Origin of the sequence: Streptomyces sp. NPDC020898 (assembly GCF_044333925.1) — a bacterium.
Lineage (GTDB): Bacteria > Actinomycetota > Actinomycetes > Streptomycetales > Streptomycetaceae > Streptomyces.
In genome coordinates, this window is sequence record NZ_JBIRRV010000012.1 from 153,248 (window position 1) to 174,937 (window position 21,690).

19 protein-coding genes are annotated in these 21,690 nt (G+C 66.1%); 12 read left to right on the top strand and 7 right to left on the bottom strand.

Annotation, left to right across the window (positions count from 1 at the left end; genetic code table 11):
- Positions 1-83 precede the first annotated feature (83 nt).
- The gene (locus ACH4TV_RS32260) at positions 84-704 is read left to right on the top strand and encodes a TetR family transcriptional regulator (protein WP_398404342.1); all 621 of its coding nucleotides are present in this window, start codon (positions 84-86) and stop codon (positions 702-704) included.
- Positions 705-752: 48 nt separating this feature from the next.
- Here the strand turns inward: ACH4TV_RS32260 and ACH4TV_RS32265 are convergent, their stop codons facing one another.
- The gene (locus ACH4TV_RS32265; RefSeq protein ID WP_398404343.1) at positions 753-905 is read right to left on the bottom strand and encodes a hypothetical protein; all 153 of its coding nucleotides are present in this window, start codon (positions 903-905) and stop codon (positions 753-755) included.
- An 84-nt stretch (positions 906-989) separates the two neighbouring features.
- On the opposite strand from ACH4TV_RS32265, the gene ACH4TV_RS32270 reads away from it, so the two are divergent.
- Entirely contained in the window at positions 990-1,238 is a 249-nt protein-coding gene (locus ACH4TV_RS32270; RefSeq protein WP_398404345.1) for a hypothetical protein, read from the top strand.
- Positions 1,239-1,571: 333 nt separating this feature from the next.
- Here the strand turns inward: ACH4TV_RS32270 and ACH4TV_RS32275 are convergent, their stop codons facing one another.
- From ACH4TV_RS32275 to ACH4TV_RS32285, 3 genes are all read right to left on the bottom strand, one after another.
- Complete coding sequence (locus ACH4TV_RS32275) at positions 1,572-2,330, bottom strand: IclR family transcriptional regulator (RefSeq protein WP_398404347.1); 759 nt, start codon at positions 2,328-2,330, stop codon at positions 1,572-1,574.
- Positions 2,331-2,423: 93 nt separating this feature from the next.
- Entirely contained in the window at positions 2,424-4,115 is a 1,692-nt protein-coding gene (locus ACH4TV_RS32280; RefSeq protein WP_398404348.1) for a CocE/NonD family hydrolase, read from the bottom strand.
- 83 nt (positions 4,116-4,198) lie between these two features.
- Complete coding sequence (locus tag ACH4TV_RS32285) at positions 4,199-5,179, bottom strand: alpha/beta hydrolase (protein ID WP_398404350.1); 981 nt, start codon at positions 5,177-5,179, stop codon at positions 4,199-4,201.
- 1,002 nt (positions 5,180-6,181) lie between these two features.
- On the opposite strand from ACH4TV_RS32285, the gene ACH4TV_RS32290 reads away from it, so the two are divergent.
- The 10 genes from ACH4TV_RS32290 (at position 6,182) to ACH4TV_RS32335 (ending at position 17,275) form a co-directional block, all read left to right on the top strand.
- A complete protein-coding gene (locus ACH4TV_RS32290; RefSeq protein WP_398404352.1) occupies positions 6,182-6,976 on the top strand; it encodes a citryl-CoA lyase in 795 nt (264 codons plus the stop codon).
- 87 nt (positions 6,977-7,063) lie between these two features.
- Positions 7,064-8,200: an acyl-CoA dehydrogenase family protein gene (locus tag ACH4TV_RS32295; RefSeq protein ID WP_398404354.1), complete on the top strand. Its 1,137-nt coding sequence runs from the start codon at positions 7,064-7,066 to the stop codon at positions 8,198-8,200.
- A 104-nt stretch (positions 8,201-8,304) separates the two neighbouring features.
- Positions 8,305-9,213: an SDR family oxidoreductase gene (locus tag ACH4TV_RS32300; RefSeq protein WP_398404356.1), complete on the top strand. Its 909-nt coding sequence runs from the start codon at positions 8,305-8,307 to the stop codon at positions 9,211-9,213.
- 186 nt (positions 9,214-9,399) lie between these two features.
- Positions 9,400-9,843, top strand: coding sequence for a hypothetical protein (locus ACH4TV_RS32305; protein WP_398404358.1), 444 nt, complete (start codon positions 9,400-9,402; stop codon positions 9,841-9,843).
- 26 nt (positions 9,844-9,869) lie between these two features.
- A complete protein-coding gene (locus ACH4TV_RS32310) occupies positions 9,870-10,979 on the top strand; it encodes a thiolase family protein (protein ID WP_398404360.1) in 1,110 nt (369 codons plus the stop codon).
- Between the two features lie 101 nt (positions 10,980-11,080).
- A complete protein-coding gene (locus ACH4TV_RS32315; protein WP_398404362.1) occupies positions 11,081-11,872 on the top strand; it encodes an enoyl-CoA hydratase/isomerase family protein in 792 nt (263 codons plus the stop codon).
- Between the two features lie 63 nt (positions 11,873-11,935).
- Positions 11,936-13,135, top strand: a complete 1,200-nt coding sequence (locus tag ACH4TV_RS32320; protein ID WP_398404364.1) for a CaiB/BaiF CoA transferase family protein — start codon at positions 11,936-11,938, stop codon at positions 13,133-13,135.
- A gap of 87 nt (positions 13,136-13,222) precedes the next feature.
- Positions 13,223-13,966: a nitroreductase gene (locus tag ACH4TV_RS32325; protein ID WP_398404366.1), complete on the top strand. Its 744-nt coding sequence runs from the start codon at positions 13,223-13,225 to the stop codon at positions 13,964-13,966.
- 31 nt (positions 13,967-13,997) lie between these two features.
- A complete protein-coding gene (locus ACH4TV_RS32330) occupies positions 13,998-15,974 on the top strand; it encodes an MFS transporter (protein WP_398404368.1) in 1,977 nt (658 codons plus the stop codon).
- 233 nt (positions 15,975-16,207) lie between these two features.
- Complete coding sequence (locus ACH4TV_RS32335) at positions 16,208-17,275, top strand: LLM class F420-dependent oxidoreductase (RefSeq protein ID WP_398404370.1); 1,068 nt, start codon at positions 16,208-16,210, stop codon at positions 17,273-17,275.
- On the opposite strand, the gene ACH4TV_RS32340 is transcribed toward ACH4TV_RS32335, so the two are convergent.
- The 3 genes from ACH4TV_RS32340 to ACH4TV_RS32350 form a co-directional block, all read right to left on the bottom strand.
- Positions 17,272-17,568, bottom strand: coding sequence for a hypothetical protein (locus ACH4TV_RS32340; protein ID WP_398404372.1), 297 nt, complete (start codon positions 17,566-17,568; stop codon positions 17,272-17,274). The two genes, ACH4TV_RS32335 and ACH4TV_RS32340, sit on opposite strands and share 4 nt — an antisense overlap.
- A gap of 793 nt (positions 17,569-18,361) precedes the next feature.
- Entirely contained in the window at positions 18,362-19,561 is a 1,200-nt protein-coding gene (locus ACH4TV_RS32345; RefSeq protein ID WP_398404374.1) for a glycine betaine/L-proline ABC transporter ATP-binding protein, read from the bottom strand.
- Positions 19,558-21,603: an ABC transporter permease gene (locus tag ACH4TV_RS32350; protein WP_398404376.1), complete on the bottom strand. Its 2,046-nt coding sequence runs from the start codon at positions 21,601-21,603 to the stop codon at positions 19,558-19,560. Before ACH4TV_RS32350 ends, ACH4TV_RS32345 begins: the two co-directional genes overlap by 4 nt.
- Positions 21,604-21,690: the final 87 nt, after the last annotated feature.

Below are 21,690 nucleotides of genomic sequence, written 5' to 3' on the forward strand. Positions count from 1 at the left end.
CGTTCCGGATCGCCCGACCCCCGGAGAGGAGATCTGACCGCATGGCTGGCAAACCGAACGGTTTGGCCGTCTATCGTGTCCCTATGCCAAGCTCCGCCGCCACCCGTGAGACCTCGAACTCCTCTGCCGCCGACACCCGGCAGCGGATCCTCGCCGCGGCGAAGGACGAGTTTGCCCGGTACGGCATCGCCGGCGCCCGGGTGGACCGCCTCGCCAAGCAGGCGCGGACCAGCAAGGAACGGGTCTACGCCTACTTCAGCAGCAAAGAGGCCCTCTACCGCCACATCGCCGGGCACGAAACGGCCGCGCTCATCGAGGCCACTCGCATGGACCCGGCGGACCTGCCCGGCTACGCCGGCATCCTCTTCGACCACTTCACGGCCCACCCGGACCACTATCGGCTCATCACCTGGGGCCGCCTCGAACTCGGCGACGGCAACGCTGACAGCGAGACGGTTGACCCCCTGCTGGCCACCATCACCGGCAAGGTCGAACAGCTCCGCGACGCGCAGCGCGCCGGCCTGATCGATCCCGTCTGGGATCCGGTCGACGTGCTCGCCCTGATCAACCAGATCGCCACCACCTGGGCAAGTCAGCCGGAGATCGGCGCCGCCGCGGCCCAGCTGGCCGCGGACACATCCGTCGGCGCACGCCGCGCGGCCCTGATCACCGCCGTCGAGCGCCTGTTCCCCCGCCCACGCTGAGCCTCAATCCGCCGGACTCCGAAAAATCTGGATCGCGCCTCAGCACCGCTACAGCAGATCCGCGAGGCAGGCGCCACCACCAAGGGTGAGTGCGGCGCAGGTGGCCGCTCTCATGAAGACGATCAGCGGCAATGTGCCGAAATGATCACGAACGAACGCCACCTGCCGCCGCAGGCCGACGACATTGACCGCTACCTCCATCGCCGACGGACAACGGCATGGCGCCTCGCATCACCGCTCTCACCAGGGAGTCTCCAAACACTCTTCCGTGACACGGAAGCCGTATTGACCTGGATCGACAGCCTGGCCATCGCCTCGGACCGGCACCTGTACGCCACCGCCAACCAGGTCAACCGGCAGCCGCTCTTCCACGAGGGCAAGGACCTGCGCCGCAAGCCTTACCTCCTGGTCCGCCTGCCCATCGACGCCGGGCCGGTCAGGCTCGCATGGCCTCTCCGGCCCGCGTCACATGGCCGCCTAGCCGCTCCCGGTGCGCACCCAGCCCTACAACGTCGACCACGACCCGGGCACTGACCCGGACGGGACAGGGCCTGCCGGGTGACGACGACGGCCCGCACATGTCCCTGATGTGGTGTTGAGGATCAACTAGCGGGCGTGTTCGTGGTGTTGGGCAGCGCTGGGGCGCTTTCGCGGTAGATCTCACCCATGCTGCCTTCGGAGCGACGCGATGCCGGGCGTGATTCGGTCAGCGGCATTTCCGGCGCCGCAGTCGTTCGGGCCTGCTCTCATGCCCGCAACCGGCGCCAACCATGCGATCGAGACTCCCGTTCAACACACACCCTTCAAGATCGGAACGACGACAGCTACTCAAATCAGCACGGCGTCACCGGACTTGGGAACGTGGGCTCAGGTCGCTTCTCCCAAGCGCTGGGCGATGGCCCTGGCAGCCTCCACCACCATGCCACCGAACTTCACTTGCAACGCAGCAGACATTCGATGAATCGGCGTGGAGATACCTATGCCGGCGATCCCTACCCCAGCGATCACGATGGGCGCCGCGACGGCGTGGACGTCTTGTCGCCACTGTTGATCGTTCACGGCGTAGCCGCGCCGACGGACCTCGTGGATGGCAGACGCAAGGGCATCAGCATCAGTCAGGGTAAAAGACGTATATGCGGTCAGGCCCCGAGATGTGAGTTCGTCGATCTCGTCGTCCGGCCATGTCGACAGCAGGGCATGCCCGTTGGCGGAGGCCAACGCTGGGAGCGTCATGCCCGGGGAGACGTGGGCGCGTACCCCCTGGGGGCTCTCAAGGCTCTCGAGGACAATGACCGAATCCCCCTTGATCGCGGCGAGATGGACGGTCTCACGAGTCTCCTCGCGAAGCTGCTCCATCACCGGCAGGGCGATCGTGGAAAGATCGTTTCCTGCCTGGTGCCGCTGCCCCAGCTGGAACATCTTGGGTGTCAGGGTCCAGCGCGTGGCCTGTTCGTGAACCTCCGTGACCCAGCCGCCCTCCTGGAGTGTGCGGAGCATCCGCTGCACAGAGGATTTCGGGAGCTCCAAGTCTCTGGCCAGCTCTGACACACCCACGACCCCTGGCTCGGCCAGCCGCTCCAGCACCCGCATACCCGTCAACACACTTCTCACGGCGGCGCTGGTCATCCGATCCCCTCAACCATTTCCGAACAACTGCGGATTCCAGCGCCACCCTACTGCGCTGCGTACTCGATCCTCCCGGAGAGAGGCAGTCGCCTCCTATTCCGGAACGACGGGCAGTTCGATGTACGAGGGACGGCGAGCATCGTGAAAGAGCCGCTGGTGCGCGGTGGCGAACTCCGTTCCGCGCTGGTCGCCCGTGTTCAGGTTGCGGTCCCATCGAGGGAAGCAACTGTTCGTGACCTGCACTCTGAGCCTGTGTCCGGCCAGGAACACGTTGCTCGTCGACCACAAGTCGATCACTATCTCCTGAGCTTCGTCGGCACCGCTGTCCACGCGGAGGATGCCGTCGCTCAGGTTCAGCGATCGCCCGGCGGGGTCCACGTCGCAGAGGCGCGCGACCCAGTCGGTCGACGGTGCCGAGCTCTGGACGTACAGCCGTACCCGGATCCGCCCTGTGACCTCGAGGTCCTCCTCGAGCACCTCGGACGTGAAGACGAGAACGTCAGATCGGGACTCGACGAGCGCCTGGTCGAGGGGGCCCCGTCCGGGGCCGAGACCGAGTGGCCCACCGATCGTGGGGACCGGGTCGGCGGGGTCGTAGTCGATCTCGCTCGGTCTTCCGTCGATGGTCGGCACCGCCGTGCTGAGGCCGCCATCGGCATGCAGGTGCCAGCGCTCGACACGGGCGCGCTCCAGAGGCCAGGTTGCCTCGTCGCGCCATTCATTGCGTCCCATCACGAATATGCGTACCGGCGCCGAGGTGCTCGCAGGCGCGTCATCCGTTGTGTGGCGCCGGAGGAATGCCAGCACCTCATCGCTCCAGCTCCCGTTCGGATGTGCCCCCGCGTCCCGCATCGACCTGATCCCGAAATCCTGCGCGCCGATCCGGTTGCCGAAGTCCACGTGTGTCCACGGGCCGATGATCAGTCGAGACTCCCGGCCGAGGTCACGCATTGTTGTGAAGCTGTCGATGGTTCCCTGCAAGCAGCTGTCGAACCAGCCTCCCGTGTGCAGGCTGGGAATCTGGACACGCGCGTGGCCACCGGCGACGCGCATGTGTTGCGTTGCCTCCACATCGTTGGCTGCGCCCGGTTCTACGAACACCGGCGTGCCGTGGCGACGCAGGACGGGCAGCTCGGCTACCGGCAGTCCCCAGTAGCCGTCCTTCTCGAGACTGTCGAAGTCTTCGATCAGGGCGGCGACGCGAGCGGCCATCTCGTCATCAGTCAGGCTCTGACGCGCCAACCAGTCGAACCCGGCAGACAGCGACCACGACGTGATGACCGTCATCTGGGTCGCACCACCGCGCGCCACCAGGGCTTCACACGGCTCCGTCCATGTCATCAGGGGTGTGATCGCCTTCAACGCGGGCGGCTGCTCAAGCGCGGCCTGCCATTGTGTATGACCGCAGTAACTGCCACCGAGCATGCCGACCCGGCCGTTGGATCCGGCAAGCTCGGCAGCCCAGGCAATCGTGTCCGCACCGTCATGACCCTCGTGACACACCGGCTCCCAGGCACCGTCCGACGCATACCGGCCGCGGACATCCTGGATGACCATCATGAACCCGCTGCGGGCCACTTCTGTGGGCGAGAAGCCGTTCCACACGTTGTCCGCCGCGCCGCCCTTGTTGTACGGGGTGCGGACTACCAGGGTCGGCCAGGGTCCGTCTCCCGCCGGCCGGTACACGTCAGCCCGCAGCACGACGCCGTCGCGCATGCGCGCCGGGACGTCGAACTCGACCTGCACGACCTGGGTCGTCTCCTGCTGTTCCGGGGCCGCTGTCATGCCGGTCTCCCTCTTTCCTCTGTGCTCGTTGGCACACGGCGTTCAACCTCATGGTTGATGTGGACTGTTCTGCTGCTGAACGCCTACACCGGGGGCGATGGCGCGCCCGGGCTGTTTACGTCGTCGACCTGGTCGCGGAAGATCCACCGCAGTGTCTCCGGGAGCACCGCACCACCGTGCCTGAGGGTGTGCCCTCCGGTGCCGAACACGAACTTCGAGTCGTAGCGGCGGTACTTCAAGGCTGCGTCGAGATCGTGGTTGGCGATGGGGATGTTGCCGTAGACGATGTCGACGTCACGCTTCCCCGTCTGGTGCCACACTCGGATCGGTTTTCGCGGCTCGCGCCGGACCATGCTGGGCAGGTTGTGTGCTCCCAGGATGTTGATGAAGCTTCCGCAGTGCGAGATCACGTTCCCGAACTCGTCTGGGCGGTGGAACGCGGCGGTGAAGGCACCGGCGCCACCGGAGCTGATGCCGCAGATGACGCGGCCCTTCGGGTCGTCCGTCAGCCGGACCTTCGTCCTGACGACAGGAAAGAGTTCCTCCACCAGGAATCCGGCGAAGACCTCGTTGACCGAGTCGTACTCGACGGCACGATTCGTGCTCCCGCCGTAGATCGGATATCCCGGTCCGGTCTCCCCCGGGTTGTGGAAGAGGCCGACGGTCATGGGGATCTCGCCCTTGTGTACGAGGTTGTCCAGCACCGTGGTGGCGCGACACTGCTCGCCGACGTAGTCGAGGCCGTCCAAGCAGACCATCAGGTTGACCGACTCCGCCTCCTCGGCGCCATGCGGGAGGTACAGGTAGACGCTGCTGGGGACGCCCGGGTAGACGGTGTGACTGATCCAACGGAAGTGGAAGTACTTCCCAGGCGGCACTCCCTCCCGTGGAAGGGAGTCGGACGTCAGGTGATACTCCGACACGATGTCGTTTGCGTACTCGAAGGCGGCAAGATCCTTGCTCGGAGTCTGACTCTCATCCGTCAGGGCCGCCTCAGGTGACATCCCCCAGTGGTCGAGATCCACCAGCTCAAGCTCGACCGTGCTTGCCTGCGATGGGGTCATGGGGTTGTTCCCTTCTTCTTCTCAGGCTGATCGAGATCGTGTTTTCGGATCATCGTTCGAGATCGGGCGCACAACCCGATGCGCTCCACTCGGGCCGGCTGCAGACTTGAACAATTCATCAAGCCCTCGGCTCGGGGAGCAGGGCGCGGGCGATCGCGATCTGCTGACGTTGCCCACCGGAGAACTTCGCCAGGGCCGATCGTCAAGACCGGCGCGCTCCAGCATGGCGACCCCTCGCGCCCGCTGATCGGAGTGCGGCATCCTGGGCAGAGTCGCCATGGACTGATCGCGGACGACGCCGACCGCGGTGCGGGCGCCCCGCTGACCGACTGTGACTGCGTACCTTCATGCCACTCTCCTCGTGCCGGTGTGAGTGAGCGCGTCGTCGGTCTCCCGCCCGAGACTGACGGCCTCACCACCGCCACCCGATCATGTGCCGCTGTGTGGCACGCCGTCCCTTCCAGTGGTACGGAAATGATGGGTGCCACGATCGCGACTGTCAACGAATCGGGCCTTCACATCCGGCCGGTGCCAAATCTCAGCTGTTCTGGAGTTGACTCGGGAACGGTGACGAGATCCCGCCGATCTTCATGACGGCCGGGATCTTTGTCGTTTTCGCGGGCCGCTCGAGGGCGTTCGGGGTGATGGGTGGCGGCGATCCCTGGCAATGGCGGGGCCGGCCGACCGCCGCAGGCCGCTGAGGCATGGGTGGCCAGCCCCGACGTTGCCGGCCACCCGCTTCCCACAGCCCACGCCGAACGGTGCGGTGCAGACCGAGCCGGGGCGGGCCAGGGCGGATGCAAGTTCCGGGAAGCCCATAGCGCCTCCACCGACCGCTGGCGCGCACCTCTGCGCCCTTCCTATTGACAGGCGCTTGGATGCGCGCCAAGCTCCGCGTACCGACAGACGAGACGTTGTGCCGCACAGTGGAACATAACCCAACTGGGCTTCGCCGCCGAGCGGCGGCGTACGACGGCGTACGACGACCAAGAGGGACTTCGAATGGGTGCACGAGACACGAACTCCTGGGAAACCGGGATCGCGAAGGTCGAACGGGATGACGTGATCGTCCGGGGCCACCGTCTGACCGATCTGATCGGCAACACCTCGTACGCCGAGATGATGTTCCTGGTGCTCACCGGCAACCGCGCCACCGATGGCCAGGCAAGGGTCCTGGACGCCATCCTCGTGTCAGTGATGGAACACGGGATCTCCCCGTCCAGCACGGTCACGAGACTTCTCTCGTCGTACGGCGTTCCGATCCAGGCGGGCATCGCGGCTGGTGTCATGACGTTCGGTGACATCCACGGCGGAGCGGGCCAGCAACTGGCCCACACCCTCCACTCGGTCGTCGCGGGAGTTGCGGCCGATGGAGAGGTCACCGATGAGGCACTTCAGCGCGCGGCGCGCGAAATGGTCGCTGACAGCAGGGCGCGGCGCACTCCCCTCGACGGGTTCGGCCACCCGCAGCACGGTGCTGACCCTCGGACTCCCATCCTGATCAACCTCGCCAAGGAAGTGGGCGTGTACTCGCACCACTGCGCACTGGTCGAGCACCTCGAGCACGAGCTCAGCCAGGCAGTCGGCCGCGTAGTACCCGCGAACATCGACGGCGCCTCCGCGGCCCTGCTTCTCGACCTCGGATTCACCTGGGAAGCGGCTCGGATCTTCGTGATCGCCCCCCGAACCGTTGGTCTCGCAGCCCACTACCTGGAGGAGAAGGAGCAAGGGAACACGTGGCGCCACGTGCCCTCCGAGCAGGTTTCGTACACGGGTCCGAGCCCCGACAGCCTGTGAGAAGCCCATGGACACGGGGGCCGATGCCACGAGCGAGACAGCTCGTCGGACGGGGACGACCACTCATACACCGCCCAGGAGGATGTTGTGACTGACGACCAGGACGCACTGCGTGCGGCAGTGCGGGAATTCATCGACAAGGAAGCCCCGCAGGAAACGGTCAAGAAGTGGGACGAGGACGGCCATTACCCCCAGCACTTCTTCGAGCAACTGGCTTCACTGGGCTACTACGGCCTCCCGTTCCCGGAGGAATACGGCGGCGCCGGACTCGGTGTGACCGAGATGCTGATCGTCTCCGAGGAGCTCGGACGGCGAGGGCTCGACTTCGCTGCCGGGTACGGCATCACGATGTACCTCGCTCTCAACATCCTTCGCAACGGAACACCGGCCCAGAAACAGCACCACCTGTCCCGGGCCATTCGCGGAGAAGAGCGCTACACCATCTGCATGACCGAGCCCGGCGCGGGCAGCGATGCGGCGGGCATCCGTACCTCGGCGCAGCAGCGTGACGGCGCCTGGGTGCTCAATGGCCAGAAGCTGTACATCACCGGGGCCGGGCTGCCTGGAACCATCCTGCACGTCACCGCGCGGACCGATCCCGAAGCAGGACGCCATTCAGGACTGTCCGTCTTCCTGGTGCCTGCCGACACGCCTGGCGTAGAGGTTCGGCGGCTGAAGACGGTGGGACGTCACCTGCTCGGAACCAACGAGGTCTTCTTCGACGATGTTCGTGTCGGACCCGAGCAGATGCTCGGACCCGTCAACCGGGGATGGGACGTGCTCCACTCAGGCTTGGAGTTCGAGCGGGTGTTCACGTGTGGTGGCTACATCGGGGCCCTCAACACCGTGTTCGAGATGACTCGCTCGTACGTCAACGCGCGCGAGCAGTTCAACCGCTCGATCGGATCGTTCCAAGCTGTCGCCCACCCGATCGCCGACATGTACTGCGACCTACAGGCGGCACAGCTGCTGACCTACAAGGCCGCCAGCACCATCGACTCGGGAGAGTCGGCCTTCACCGAGGTGACGGCCGCGAAGCTGTTCGGGTCCGAGGCGCTCCAGCGTGCGACGAACACAGGCATGCAGCTGATGGGCGGTGCCGGTTTCATGCTCGAGTACGACATGCAGCGGTACTGGCGCGAGGCGCGGGTCGCGACCGTCACCGCGGGGTCGTCCCAGATCATGCGCACCATTCTCGCCCGCGCCGTCGGCGTCTCCAAGTAGCACATGCGCACCGCCGATATCCCCGGGCGGGCGAATCAGAACCGAAGTTCCACTACAGCGGGGTGTGGGCTCGCACGGACTTGAAGACGAAGGGAAGACAGCTCATGGGCGTTCTCGACGGAAGAGTAGCGATCATCACTGGGGCCGGCCGTGGTCTCGGCCGGGAGCACGCGTTGCTGTTCGCGGCCGAGGGTGCGCGGGTCGTGGTGAACGACGTCGGCGGATCGACGTCCGGCGAGGGGACGGACTCCGATCTCGCGCACCAGGTGGTCGCGGAGATCAAGGCCGCCGGCGGTGAGGCCGTCGCGAACACCGACAGCGTCAGTGACTGGGCGGGCGCTCAGCGACTGATCGAGACCGCGGTCGACACCTTCGGTGACCTGCACGTCGTGGTGAACAACGCGGGCATCCTCCGCGACCGGATGCTGGTCAACATGACCGAGGACGAGTTCGACTCGGTCATCAACGTCAACCTGAAGGGCACCTTCGCCGTCAGCCATCACGCGGCGCGGTACTGGCGTGGCCGGTCGAAGCAGGGGCTGGACGCGGATCGGGTCATCGTCAACACCTCTTCGGGGGCGGGGCTGGCGCCTGGAGTGGGGCAGACGAACTACGCCGCGGCGAAGGCCGGGATCGCGGCCATGACGCAGGTCGCGGCCAAGGAACTGGGTCGGATCGGGGTCCGGGTCAATGGAATTGCCCCACTCGCGCGCACCCGGACGACCGATGCGACTCCCGGACTCAGCGAACGGCTGGCGGAACCCGAGACGGAGCAGGAGTTCGACGTATACCACCCGAGGAACGTCTCTCCTCTCGTCGCGTACCTGGCGACGGAGGGCTGCTCCCTGTCGGGTCACGTCTTCCGGGTCGTAGGGGGACTGATCGGGGTCTACTCGGGCTGGCATCTCGTCGACACCTTTGAGAGCGATCAGCGCTGGGACGTCGGCGACATCGAGACGGCGTTGGCCGATGTTCCCCCGGTTCCTCCCGGCGAAGCCACACGACTGGCCTGAAGGCAAGCGGCAGGCAGCTCGCACGGGTCTCGGATCTAGATCAGAGCCCGGCGGCACCAGACACAGGAATGAGGACACACAACATGGATCGCAGAGCGTCTCTCGTGGCGCCGTCCCCTGAAATATCGCCGCAGGGCAGCGCGCAACATGTTCTCTCCCGAGGATCTACGAGATCCGGAGAGCGAAATGGATGAGCAGCAGTCGTCCTCGCCGTCGAGATCGAGCAGGGAAAACAGCAACCCCTCACCCTCGGAATCGGCCCCTCAGACCGTGCCGCTGTGGGAAGACTCGGAGGACGGGGTCCTGCTGACCGGGTGGATCTGCCACCGATGCAACCAGCGGGGCCTCCCTCGCCAGCACTTCGGGTGCGAACGGTGTGGAGCACCATCCGACGCGATCGGCGAGTCCAAGTTCGCGGCGCGTGGCGTCCTGCGAAGTTCCGCCGTGATCCGGCGTCACGCCATCTGGCCCGTCCCCTTTGTCATGGGTGAGATCCAGCTGGAGAGCGGTCATATCATTCATGCGTTTTTGTCGGAGGACATCGCCTGGAGTCCCGGCGCAAGCGTTGTCGGCAAGGGCGGCGACGAGCTGCGGCAGTCCTATGTGGTCTTCACGACGGGAGAACACTGATGGGACTCATCAGCGAACTGCGACCGGTGTACGTCGTCGGAATCGGGCTGCACCCCTATCAATACCCGACGGACACGTCGTACATCGCACTCGGACTGCATGCGATCCGTGAGGCTCTCGCTGACGGCGGCCTCACCTGGCCAAGCGTGGACGCGGCTTTCGTCGGCACAGCGCGCCTCGGCATGGCGGCCGGCGTGCCGATGCTCCGGTATCTCGGCATGACGGGTCTGGCGGTCTCGCAGGTCGAGAACGCCTCCGCCACCGGATCCACGGCGTTCCGCCAGGCCGTCGTGGAGGTGGGCAGCGGTCTGGCCGAGGTGGCGCTCGCCGTCGGTGTCGACAAGCCGCTGGGCCGAATCGCCGCGCCGGACACTGGTATCACTCCGATCTCCCCGGCCTTCGACGTTCCCTTCGCTCGGTATGCGCTTCTGACGGAGAGGTATCTCGCCGACGCGGGCTACACCAAAGAGCAGATCGGTCTCGTCGCGGTCAAGAACCACGGCAACGGAGCCCTGAATCCCTACGCGCAGCGAAGGAAGAAGCGCAGCCTCGAAGAAGTGCTGCGGCCCCCCTTCGTGGCCGGCTCGCTGAACGGTCTTCAGATCACGCCCATCGGCGAAGGCGCCGCAGCAGTGATCGTCATGTCGGAGGAGGCGCTCCAGCGCCATCAGGTGCTGCGTAGCCGCGCAATACGAGTGGCCGCCTCGGCAACCGTGAGCGACCAGGCTTTCGAGGGTGTCAACGCCGACGTGGCCCTCACGGCGGCCGCAACCCATGCGGTGTACGAGGAATGGGGCGGGGAGCCCGCAGACCTGGACGTGGTCGAGGTCCACGACGCGTTCGCGATCGAAGAGCTTCTGTTCGTGGAGGCGATGGGACTGTGTTCGCCAGGAGAGGGTGCTTCCGAGCTCGCCAAGGGCGCTTTCGACATCGGAGGGCGGCACGCGGTCAGCCCCTCGGGCGGGCTCCTCTCCATGGGGCATCCGCTTGGCCCGACGGGGCTGGGACAGATCGCCGAGATCACTCGGCAGTTGCGCGGAGAGGCAGGCGAGCGGCAACAACCGGACGCCCGAGTCGGACTGGCACACATGGTCGGAATCGGTCCGGTGTGCGTCGTCCACATCCTGCAGCGATGAGGCAGAGCCGCTGATCGCGGGAGTGCATCACCCGCCTGTCACCACCGACCGGTCACCGGCCTCCCGAGACGTTCGAGAACCCAGAAAGGGTCATGACAATCATGGCATCAGACGACACCACCGAGGAGCTCCTGCAGACGCGAAGCGGGGCGGTGCTGTGGCTCACGCTCAATCGTCCGCACGCGCTGAACGCGCTGACGGCAACCCTCGTGGACTCCTTGACCACCGCGATCGAGGACGGTGGCCGGGATCCCGAGGTGCGCGCGATCGTGCTGACGGGGAAAGGCCGCGGATTCTGCGCCGGCGCCGATCTGAAGGACAGTGCCAAGCGCAGTCACGAGAGCGGCGCGGAGTTCGTGAAGAGGATCGGTGCGCTCACGAACCTGATCGAGTCGTGCGGCACTCCGGTCATCGCCGCGATCAACGGGATCACCGTCGCCGGCGGACTGGAGCTGGTTCTCTCCTGCGACATCGTCGTGGCAGCGGAGTCGGCGGTTCTCGGTGACGCCCACTCGAACTTCGCCATGTTCCCAGGCGCTGGAGCCACCGTGCGTCTCCCGAGGAAGATCGGCAGCAACAACGCGAAGTACCTGATGCTCACCGGCGAGACTCCGTCGGCCCGTGAGTGGCAGGCGCTGGGTCTGGTGAGCCAGGTGGTCGCGGACGAGGATCTCCACGACTCGGTGGCGCTGCTTGCCGAAAAACTCGCGGCGAAGAGCCCAATTGTGCTGGCGCGCATGAAGCAGGCCCTGAACGACTCTCTCGACCAGCCGGCGGCGATCGGCCTTCGCTACGAGCGCGCCCTGTGCAACGTCCACAGCTACTCCGCCGACCGCGTCGAGGGGCTGGCCGCTTTCCGGGAGAAGAGGACGCCTCAGTTCGAGGGCAGGTAGCGGGCGCGCGGCCGAAAACCCCGCCGGAGCCAGTCAATCACTATGGATGGAGAGGCAAGAACGATGGTGTCGAAGAACAAGGGCCCGCTGTCGGGCGTGCGCGTGATCGACGTGGGAACCATGGTGGCCGGACCTGTCGCCGGCACTCTGCTCGCGGATTTCGGCGCAGACGTGATCAAGATCGAGCAGCCCGGCCACGGCGACACGCTTCGACACATCGGACCGTTCGCAGAGGGCGAGAGCCTGTGGTGGAACGTCGAAGGGCGCAACAAGAAGTCGATCACGCTCAATCTGCGTGAGCCCGAGGGCCAGCGAATCCTGAAGGAGCTGGTGAAGGACGCCGATGTTCTCGTGGAGAACTTCCGCCCCGGCACCCTCGACCGCTGGAACCTGTCCTGGAAAGATCTGGAGCAGGTGAATCCGCGACTCGTGATGCTCAGCGTCTCCGGGTACGGCCAGACAGGGCCGATGGCGACGCGGGCAGGCTACGACCGCATGGGCCTTGCCTTCGGCGGAGTGCTGGGAATCACCGGATATCCCGATCGTCCTCCCGTGCGTCCGGGCACGGCTGTCGCCGACTACCAGACGGCACTCTTCGGCGCCTTCGGCACGATGGTGGCTCTGTACAACCGAGACGTGAACGGCGGGCGGGGCCAACAGGTCGACCTGTCGCTGTATGAAACGGTGTTCCGGTTCACCGATGTGATGGTGACCGCGTACGACAAGCTGGGACTCAATCGTGAGCGCACAGGGAACCTCCACTTCGCGGCTGCTCCGGGTGATCATTTCGAGACCAGCGACGGCCGCTACATCGCTCTCACGGTCTCCTCGGACCGCATGTACCGCCGTCTGTGCGAAGCGATGCCGGAGCTGCTGGACGACCCACGGTTCGCGTCACACTCAGAGCGACTGGCCAACGTGACGGAGATCAACCGGATCGTCGGAGCCTGGATCAAGTCGCTCCCCGTGCCGGAGCTGTGCGAGATCCTGGACCAGAAGGGACTCGCGTACGCACTGATCTACTCGGTCGAAGACATCATGACGGACCCGCAGTACGAGTCCCGCGGCACGATCGTGACGGTGGACCATCCGCGGATCGGTTCGCTCAAGATGCCGGCGCCGCAGCCTCGCTTCAGCGACACACCAGCCCCGCTGGTACGGCCGGCCCCCGGGCTGGGGGCGCACACGGACGAGGTCCTGCGTGAGTACGTGGGCCTCTCGGACCAGCAGATCGCCGAGCTGCGCGCGGCGGGCACCATCTAGCGGCTGGAGCTGACGGCTTGCCTGTCGCCCAGCCTCGTTCACGGCCTTCTGAGGAGTTCTGCGTTGCCCACGTCCAGAGTCACCGCGGTGGTGAACGATCCCGACAGTGTCGTCTCCGCCATCACCAACCGCCTCTCCTGCCGCGCCTTCATGCGCGACAAGCCGGTCGACCGCAGCGACATCGAAGAGATACTGCGCGTCGCCAGTCAAGCGGCGTCCGGGACGAACACCCAGCCGTGGAAGGTGTACGTGCTGCAGGATCAACCGAGGGACGACCTCGTCGCTCGGGTGTGTGCTGCGGACGACGCCATTCACGCGGATCCTTCGCTGGCGTCGCTGTACCGAGAGCAGCCCGACTTCTATCCGGAGGAATGGGTCTCCCCGTACATCGATCGACGCCGCCAGAACGGGTGGAGCTTGTACGGCCTCCTCGGGATCGCGAAGGGCGAGAAGGAGAAGATGCGCGCACAGGTGCAGCGCAACTACCGATTCTTCGACGCGCCCGTGGGTCTGATCTTCACGATCGAGAAGGTCATGGGTCGCGGGGCGTTGCTGGACTACGGAATGTTCATGCAGAACATCATGCTGCTGGCGAGGGCGCGCGGTATGCACACATGTCCCCAAGCCGCCTGGAACTACTACGCGAAAGTTGTCCTTCCTTTCGTGGGTGCGGGCCCCGATGAGCGGCTGGTGTGCGGGATGGCGCTCGGCTACGCCGACGAGGCGGCGCCTGTGAACACGCTTCGGACGCCGCGGGAGACGGTTGACACCTTCGCCCACTGGGTTGACCCGGCGACGGTCAGCTCGAGTCGTCACGAACATTCCCGGTAGGGAAGCACTTCTACCCTCTGAGGAGCATGACGTGGCTTCGTCCGCCCCGGTCGCCACCCCGGTACCACCGCAAGGAAGCCCTCGCAGGACCGCCGGTCGTTCCACGAACGTCGTCATTGCCGTGCTCGCGCTCGCGGGAATGCTCGCGTCCCTGCAGACGACGCTCGTCGTACCCCTCATTCCGGATCTGCCCGAGATCCTGGACGTCGGTCCGACGACCGCATCCTGGGCCGTGACCGTCACGATCCTGACCGGCGCCGTGGCGACGCCTATCGTGTCCCGCTTGGCTGACATGGTCGGCAAGAGGCGCATGGTCGTCGTCGCACTCGTCACGATGACAGCCGGCTCCGTCCTCGTCGCAGTTGGAGGGGGCTTCGTAACCACGGTGGTCGGACGTGGCCTGCAGGGTTTCGCGCCGTCCCTGATCCCGGTGGGGATCAGCATCATGCGTGACTCGCTGCCACGCGAACGCGTGGGCTTCGCGGTCGCCCTCATGAGCGCGACGCTCGGCATCGGGATGGCGTTGGGCCTCCCTCTGTCCGGAGTGCTGTACGGCCACTTCGGGTTCGACTCCATCTTCTGGGTCGCAGCGATCGGCGGCGTACTGCTCACCGTCGCCGTCCTCCGGTTGGTGCCTGAGTCGAGTGTGCGCACCCCAGGACGGTTCGACTATGTCGGTGCGGTCCTGTTCTCGCTCGCGCTGGCGTCAGTGCTCCTGGTCATCTCCAAGGGCGGCGATTGGGGGTGGGGAAGTCGCGGGGTTGCGGGCCTGCTTTGCGTGAGCTTCCTGGCGCTCCTCGTCTGGTTCCCCTACGAGCTACGTGTCAACGATCCGATCGTTGATCTGCGTACGGCGGCCCGCAGGCCTGTGCTGCTCACGAACATTGCCTCGATAGGCGTTGCCTTCGCCCTGTTTGTCAACCTCCTCGCCAGCGGACAGCAACTGCAGATGCCGACAGCCACTGGCTACGGCTTCGGGTTGACAGTGACGCAAGCCGGGTTGGCCATGATGCCCGCCGGCCTTGCCATGGTGTTCCTGTCACCCGTCTCCGGGCGGATGCTGGAGCGGCTCGGCGGCCGCGTCACCTTGCTGATGGGCGCCGGGATCATGTCTGTCTCCTACCTGTTCCGTGTCTTCGCGACGGGCTCGGTCGCCGAGGTGGTGATCGGTTCGAGCCTGGTGGGCATCGGGGCGGCGGTCTCGTTCGCAGCCATGCCGACCCTCATCATGGCCCATGTGCCGATCACCGAGTCGGCCTCGGCCAACGGGCTCAACTCGCTCATGCGTGCCATCGGTGGGTCGACGTCGAGCGCAGTGCTCGCCGCCGTTCTGTCGTCGGTCAGTGCCACAGCCGCCGGCGAGGCCTTTCCCACGTTGGCGGCGTTCGAGGACATGTACTGGATCAGCGCCGCGACGTCGCTGCTGGCCGTGGTACTGGTCGCGTTCATCCCGACGCGGCGCCGGCGGATCCCCTCCGCCGCGGTCTCCGGCGCAGGTGGCGAGACCGTGGTGCACGGCCGGATCCTGCCCCGCGGTGGCAGAGTTCTTGAGCACGCGGCCATCGTGACCGTCACCCAGCTCGATGGCGAGCCTGTCGACTGGGCACGCACCGACAACGACGGCCGCTACTCAGTGGCCCTTCCCGGATCGGGGCGCTACCTCGTCGTCGCGAATACTCGCGGTTGGTCCCCCCGAGCAGAAGTCCTGGACTTCCGCGAGGGGGACATGGAACTGCACGTGGAGCTGACGGAGGAGCTGGCGCTGACAGGTGTGGCGGTTCGTCTTGGCGTGCCCATATGCCGGTCCCTCGTACTGCTCCACCAGGGGACGGGCGAGTTCGTTGCCAGGGAGCAGACGGACGAGCACGGACAGTTCCGCTTCCCACTCCCTCCTGCAGGTGCCTACATCCTGACCGTGGTGGACGAGTTCGGTCAGCAGGCACATTCCCGCAAGGTGGTGGTGACCGCGCTCGGCACGCACATCGTGATCGAGGTAGGGGGGCCTTGACCCATGAGCGTGCAAGCACCGGCCCGGACAGGGACAGCGGCAGGTCGCCGTGCGGCGCTCGTGTGCAGCACGGCTACGCCGAGGTCAGAGTCTTGCGGGATCGCGGTACCTGCCAGGTGTCGCCCGGTTCGGCCATCAAGACGGCGACAGACGATCTGCGGAGACACCCGCCAGATCACGAAGGAAAATCATCGGTCGCGACATCGCCGGCCGCTACGGCAAGGAGAATTCAGATGGTTGCGTCCGTGAAGCTCGGCATGATCCTCAACCACACGGACAGGTTCGACGAGACAGTCGAGCTGCTGCTCGCCTACGAGCAGGCAGGCCTCCAGCTGGCCGCCGTCCCGGAGTCCTACTCTTTCGACGCGGTCAGTAAGTTGGGGTACCTCGCGGCGAAGACCGACAGGATCGAGCTGATGTCGGCGATTCTTCAGGTCTATTCGCGCACGCCCGCCCTGACGGCGATGACCGCCGCCGGCCTCGACTACGTCTCGGACGGCCGGTTCACTCTGGGACTGGGGGCCAGCGGCCCGCAGGTCGTCGAGGGATTCCACGGCATCAAGTACGACGCCCCCCTGGGGCGCACGCGCGAAGTCGTCGAGATCTGCCGCAAGGTCTGGCGCCGCGACCCGCTCGCGTACGACGGCAAGTACTACCGCGTGCCGTTGGCGAAGGAGCACGGAGGCTCCGGGCTGGGCAAACCGATGAAGATCATCAACCACCCCGTGCGTGCGGAGATCCCGATCTCGGTCGCGGCTCTCGGCGTCAGGAACGTCGCCCTTGTGGCGGAGATCGCGCAGGGCTGGCAGCCGCTGTTCTTCCACCCCCTCAAGGCCAAGCAGGTGTGGGGAGAGGCCCTCTTTGCGGGATTCAGCAAGCGCGACCCGGCGCTTGGTGAGCTCGATATCCAGCTCCAGGTCCAGTTCCACCTGGGTGAGCCGTCGCCGGAGGCGGTGCAGAGGGTGCGCAACCAGCTCGCGCTCTACATCGGCGGCATGGGTGCGCGCGACAAGAACTTCTACAACCAGTTGGCATGCCGCTACGGCTACGAGGCCGAGGCCACGGAGATCCAGGATCTCTACCTGTCCGGGATGAAGACGGAGGCCGCGGCGGCCGTGCCCCAGGAACTGGTGGACGCGGTCACCCTCATGGGCGACGAGGACTCGATCCGCCGCCAGGTGGAGGAGTTTCAAGCCGCGGGAGTGCGGACCTTCCTCCTCAACCCGCTGGCCGAGGAGCCCGGGGAGCGCGTGGAGCAGGTGCGGAGCCTGGCCAGGATCGTCGCCGGGGAGACCGTTTAGGGAGCAGCATGAGGACGGTCGTCGCGCTGGGTCGCACCGATCGCGCGGCCGGGGTCTCGCCCAGCGGTTCGCTGCCGGGGTGCCCAGTTGGTCCTCGGCAGTCCGGCCGCGGAATGTGCCGTTGAGTAGCGCGCGACCTGACCGCCGCCGTTGGCGGCGACGTCACCGGCGCCGACAACCGTGCCGGTACGGCGGTCGCGGATATCGCCCTGGTCGTGATGCCCTGAGACGGCCAGGCCGAGCTGCTGACCTCCCTGGTCGATGAGCTGTGCGACAAGGCCGTCGTCGACCATGCGATTCTGCTTGGCTCGAACGAGCCGGGCGCATGCGCGCTGACGTCGTCGGGGGCTCCGCCGCTGAACAGCTCAGAGATGCTCCGCGGCAGCGTCATTTCAGCGCCGTCATCCTCGAGCCGCCGCGAGCGCTACAAGGCTGAGCGCCGCATGCGGCGTACATACTGATGAGTTCCTCGCGAAGCGTTGCAGGATGGAGTGCCAACGGGATTGACGCGCTCGTGCTGCTCTCGGACGTGATCGTCAGCAGGTGATCGTCTGCCCGGGAGGGTTCGCGGGTTCTGGGTGTCTGCCCGAGGCGTCTCGTAGTTCCGCAACGGGAGGGAGGCGCATGGTGGACGTGCTGTCTGCGCGAGGCCGGCCTCGGCGCCCTGGCCGACCTTGGCTTCGTCGGCCTCGACGAAGCCAAGGTCATCATCACCGGCCGCAAGGCGACCCGCTCCTCCGCATCACCCGCAGGACGCTGCTGGCCCTGCCCGATCCGTCCCCGCCGACGCCGACGGCCACGAAGCTGCCGGACCATCCCGCCTACTGGCAGATCATCGCGGTGTCGCCGTGGCAGACGCCCGCTGCGGGCGCGGGCGGTCTGCGAGGCGATGGATCTGGAGATCACGCCGAGCAACGTCAACGATGTCCAGCTGAAGCTCACGCGGCTGGTCGACCGCAGGGGTCTTGATCGAGCCCGAGCAGGGGTTGTTCACCCGGCAACGGCCTAGCCACCCGGAGAGGCCACCACCAGCCGACAGCCCCACCTGCACGCGCGAACCGGGCAGCACGTCACTTACCCGCCCTCTCAGACGATGCTGAGCGCCTTCACCACGGCGGTAGTGCTGACGGTGCCGATGAGCCCACCGTCGGGGTTCCTCACGATCACCTCGTTACCTGTTCGAACGAGTTCCCTCATGACGTCGACCAGCTTCACGTCCCCGGCAACGGTGACGGACTGTCCGCTGGCAGCCTCGTAGGCAGTCTGGTGGGCGTTGCTCGAGAGCAGTTGACGCGCTGTCACAACGACCGGTTCCTGATTGGCAGGGTCCACGATCGCGGACTCCGTACCCGCGGACGAAATGCTCTCAAGCGCTTCCGCCACAGTCGCCGAGCCGGAGACGACCGGGGTGAATTGCGCCGCGGTGCCGGCCGTGACGACCTTCGAGCGCGGAGCCTCGGTCGCGAAACGGCGAACGTAGTCGTCCTTGGGCTTCAGGACGATCTCCTCAGGCGTACCGACCTGGACGAATTCGCCGTCACGCATGATCGCGATGCGATCGCCCACCTTCAGTGCCTCTGCCAAGTCGTGCGTGATGAAGATCGCGGTCTGCTCCACCACTTTGGCGAGCCTGAGCAGCTGATCCTGGAGGTCCGCTCGGATCAGCGGGTCCAAGGCACTGAAAGGCTCGTCCAGCAGCAAGAGCTTGGGGTCCACGACCAGTGCTCGTGCCAGACCGACGCGCTGCTTCATGCCGCCGCTCAGCTCGTGGGGGAACTTCTCCTCCACGTCACCGAGGCCGACAAGGTCGATCATCTCGCGTGCTCGTCGTTCACGGTCGTGTCGAGGGACTCCGTTGACCTCAAGCCCGTACGCCACGTTCTGCAGGACTCGGCGGTGCGGTAGCAGACCGAAGTGCTGGAAGACCATTGCCCAGTCGTTGCGTCGGGTCTGGGAGAGCTGGCTGTTCGTCATCGCGAGCACATCTGTGCCGTCAATCTTCACGTGGCCTGACGTGGGTTCAACGAGACGGGTGAGGCATCGGACCAAGGTCGACTTTCCGCTGCCGGACAGGCCCATCACGACGAAGGTCTCACCCGGGGCGACGTCGAAGGAGACGCCTCGAACTGCGGAGGTGCAACCGAGTGCCTTCGGGTCGGTCCCCGTCCGGATCGCGTCCAAGTGGCGCTTGGTTGTCGAGCCGTAGATCTTCCACAGGTCGCGTACAGAGACGTTCGCGCCTCCAGAGCTGGTAGTGGTCGCGCCATCGCTCATCGTGGTGGTCATGCTTCTGCCTCTTTCCGGACCTCTGAAGTGTGGGTGGCGCTGCTGAGCATGCGCACTGATCCCTGGAAGACGCGGTCGATGATGACGGCGAGGGCCAGCATCGCGAGCCCGGCCTCGATCCCTCGGGACAGGTCGAAACGCGTCAGGGAGTAGAGGATGTCCTGTCCGAGGCCAGGTGATCCGATGAAGGCTGTGACCACAGCCATCGCCATGGCGATGAGCACAGCCTGGTTGAGGCCGACCATGAGCGTCGGCAGGCCCAACGGGATGCGCACCTGGGCGAGGATCTGCCGGCGGGACGCCCCGAGCATGACCGAGGCTTCGACGACCTCAGGGTCGGCGCCGCGCAGAGCCGCGTTGGTGTAGCGGATGACGGGTGGGGACGCGGCAACGAAGGTGGCGATGGTTCCCGCCACCTCGCCGGTGCCCAGAAGAATGACTGACGGGAGAACGAACAGATAGAACGGCATGGTCTGCATGACGTCCAGGATCGGGCGGAAGACGGCCTCCACGCGCTTGCTCGCGCTCATGAGAACGCCGAGTGGAAACGCGATCAGGATCACGAGGGCGATCGCGGTTGTCACGACGGCGAGCGTGTCCACGGCCGAGGGCCACATGCCGAGCACACCGATGCTGAGGACCCCGAGCCCGCAGGCCAGGGCTGCCCAGCGACCCGCGACCACGGCGCACACCAGGCACATGGACACGACGACGACGTACCAGGGGATGTCGGAGAAGAACGAACCCAGGGGATTGAGGCCCGCCGCCTGCAAGGTGTCACGGAACGTGTCGAACTGGCTGCCATAGGTGGTGTTGAGCCACGCGACCATGGACTCGACTGGTCCGCGCAGCACAATGACCTTGTTCCACACCGGTTCCGAGAAGTCCTGCCAGGGCCCTCGGAAGACGGACGTGACGATCACCGTTGTGATCAGCACCGTTCCTGCGACCGCGCGACGAAGGACCAGAGACCGCCTCGCCTTGACGCGCCGGGGCATGCCGGCTGCTGCGGTGTCAGGGATGGCGCTCACACGGTCGAGGAGGATGGCAAGGAGGACGAGTGCGATACCTCCCTCGAGGGCGTCACCGAACGCGAGGCGGCCCAAGCCCCCCCACACCGGTACGCCCAGTCCGGCTGCGCCGATCATGGCCGCCATCGTCGCCATCGCGACGGCGTACATGATGGTCTGGTTGAGCCCGGCGCGCAGCGCGGGGGCGGCCATGGGCAGCTTCACCCCGAAGAGGAGTTGCCGGCGGTTGGCTCCCGCGGCCACCGCTGCTTCGACCGTGTCGGCCGACACCCCTCTGATCCCGACAGTGGTCATGCGTGCCAGCGGAGGAGCGGCCCAGATGATCGTGCAGACAAGAGCTGCCGTGTTGCCGATCCCGAGGAGCACGATGGCGGGCACCATGTAGGCGAAGGACGGGAAGGACTGCATGGCGTCGACCAACAGGCGCACGGCTGCGTCGAGCTTCGCGGTCATCGCGCCGACCAGGCCGAGCGCGATGCCTGCGATGGAGCTCAGGAGCACCGCGACCACCATGAAGGCGACAGTCTCCATTGTCGGGTCCCACAGATCCGTGAGAAGGATCCACGCGACCGTGACCGAGGCGAGCAGACCCATGCGAAAGCCGCGGAAAGCCGTGACCAGGCAGACGATCAGCGCGGCGACCACGGGCGGGGCGATCAGTGTCAGCGAGCCGAGGAGCCCGTCGAACATGCTGGAGAGCACGTTCGCTGCGGGTTCGTACAGCCATTGCCCGTGATCGACGAAGTACTGGTATCCCGACTCGAACCTGTCTCCCACCCTGATCCTCAGCCCTTTCGGAAAGGTGGACTTTCCGATGATCAGGGCGGAGAGCGCGGCGACAGCGACCAGGGCAGGGAAGACGTGCCATCGCCTGAGCTTCAGATGCGGGAGCCGACGAGGCCGGGGCGCGACGTCTGCCGCCCGCCCCCCGGCGGCACCGTGCTCAGCCACGGTGCCGCCGGCGTTCTGCCCCTCCGCCGCATCTTTCCGGTGGACGGTTTGGTTGCTCATTTGTGATTCCAGCCTCAGCGTCTAGACGATGGTGCGCGATGGTGATGGCTGAGCCGCGGGTGGGGCGGTCTTCCCCGAGAAGGAGGG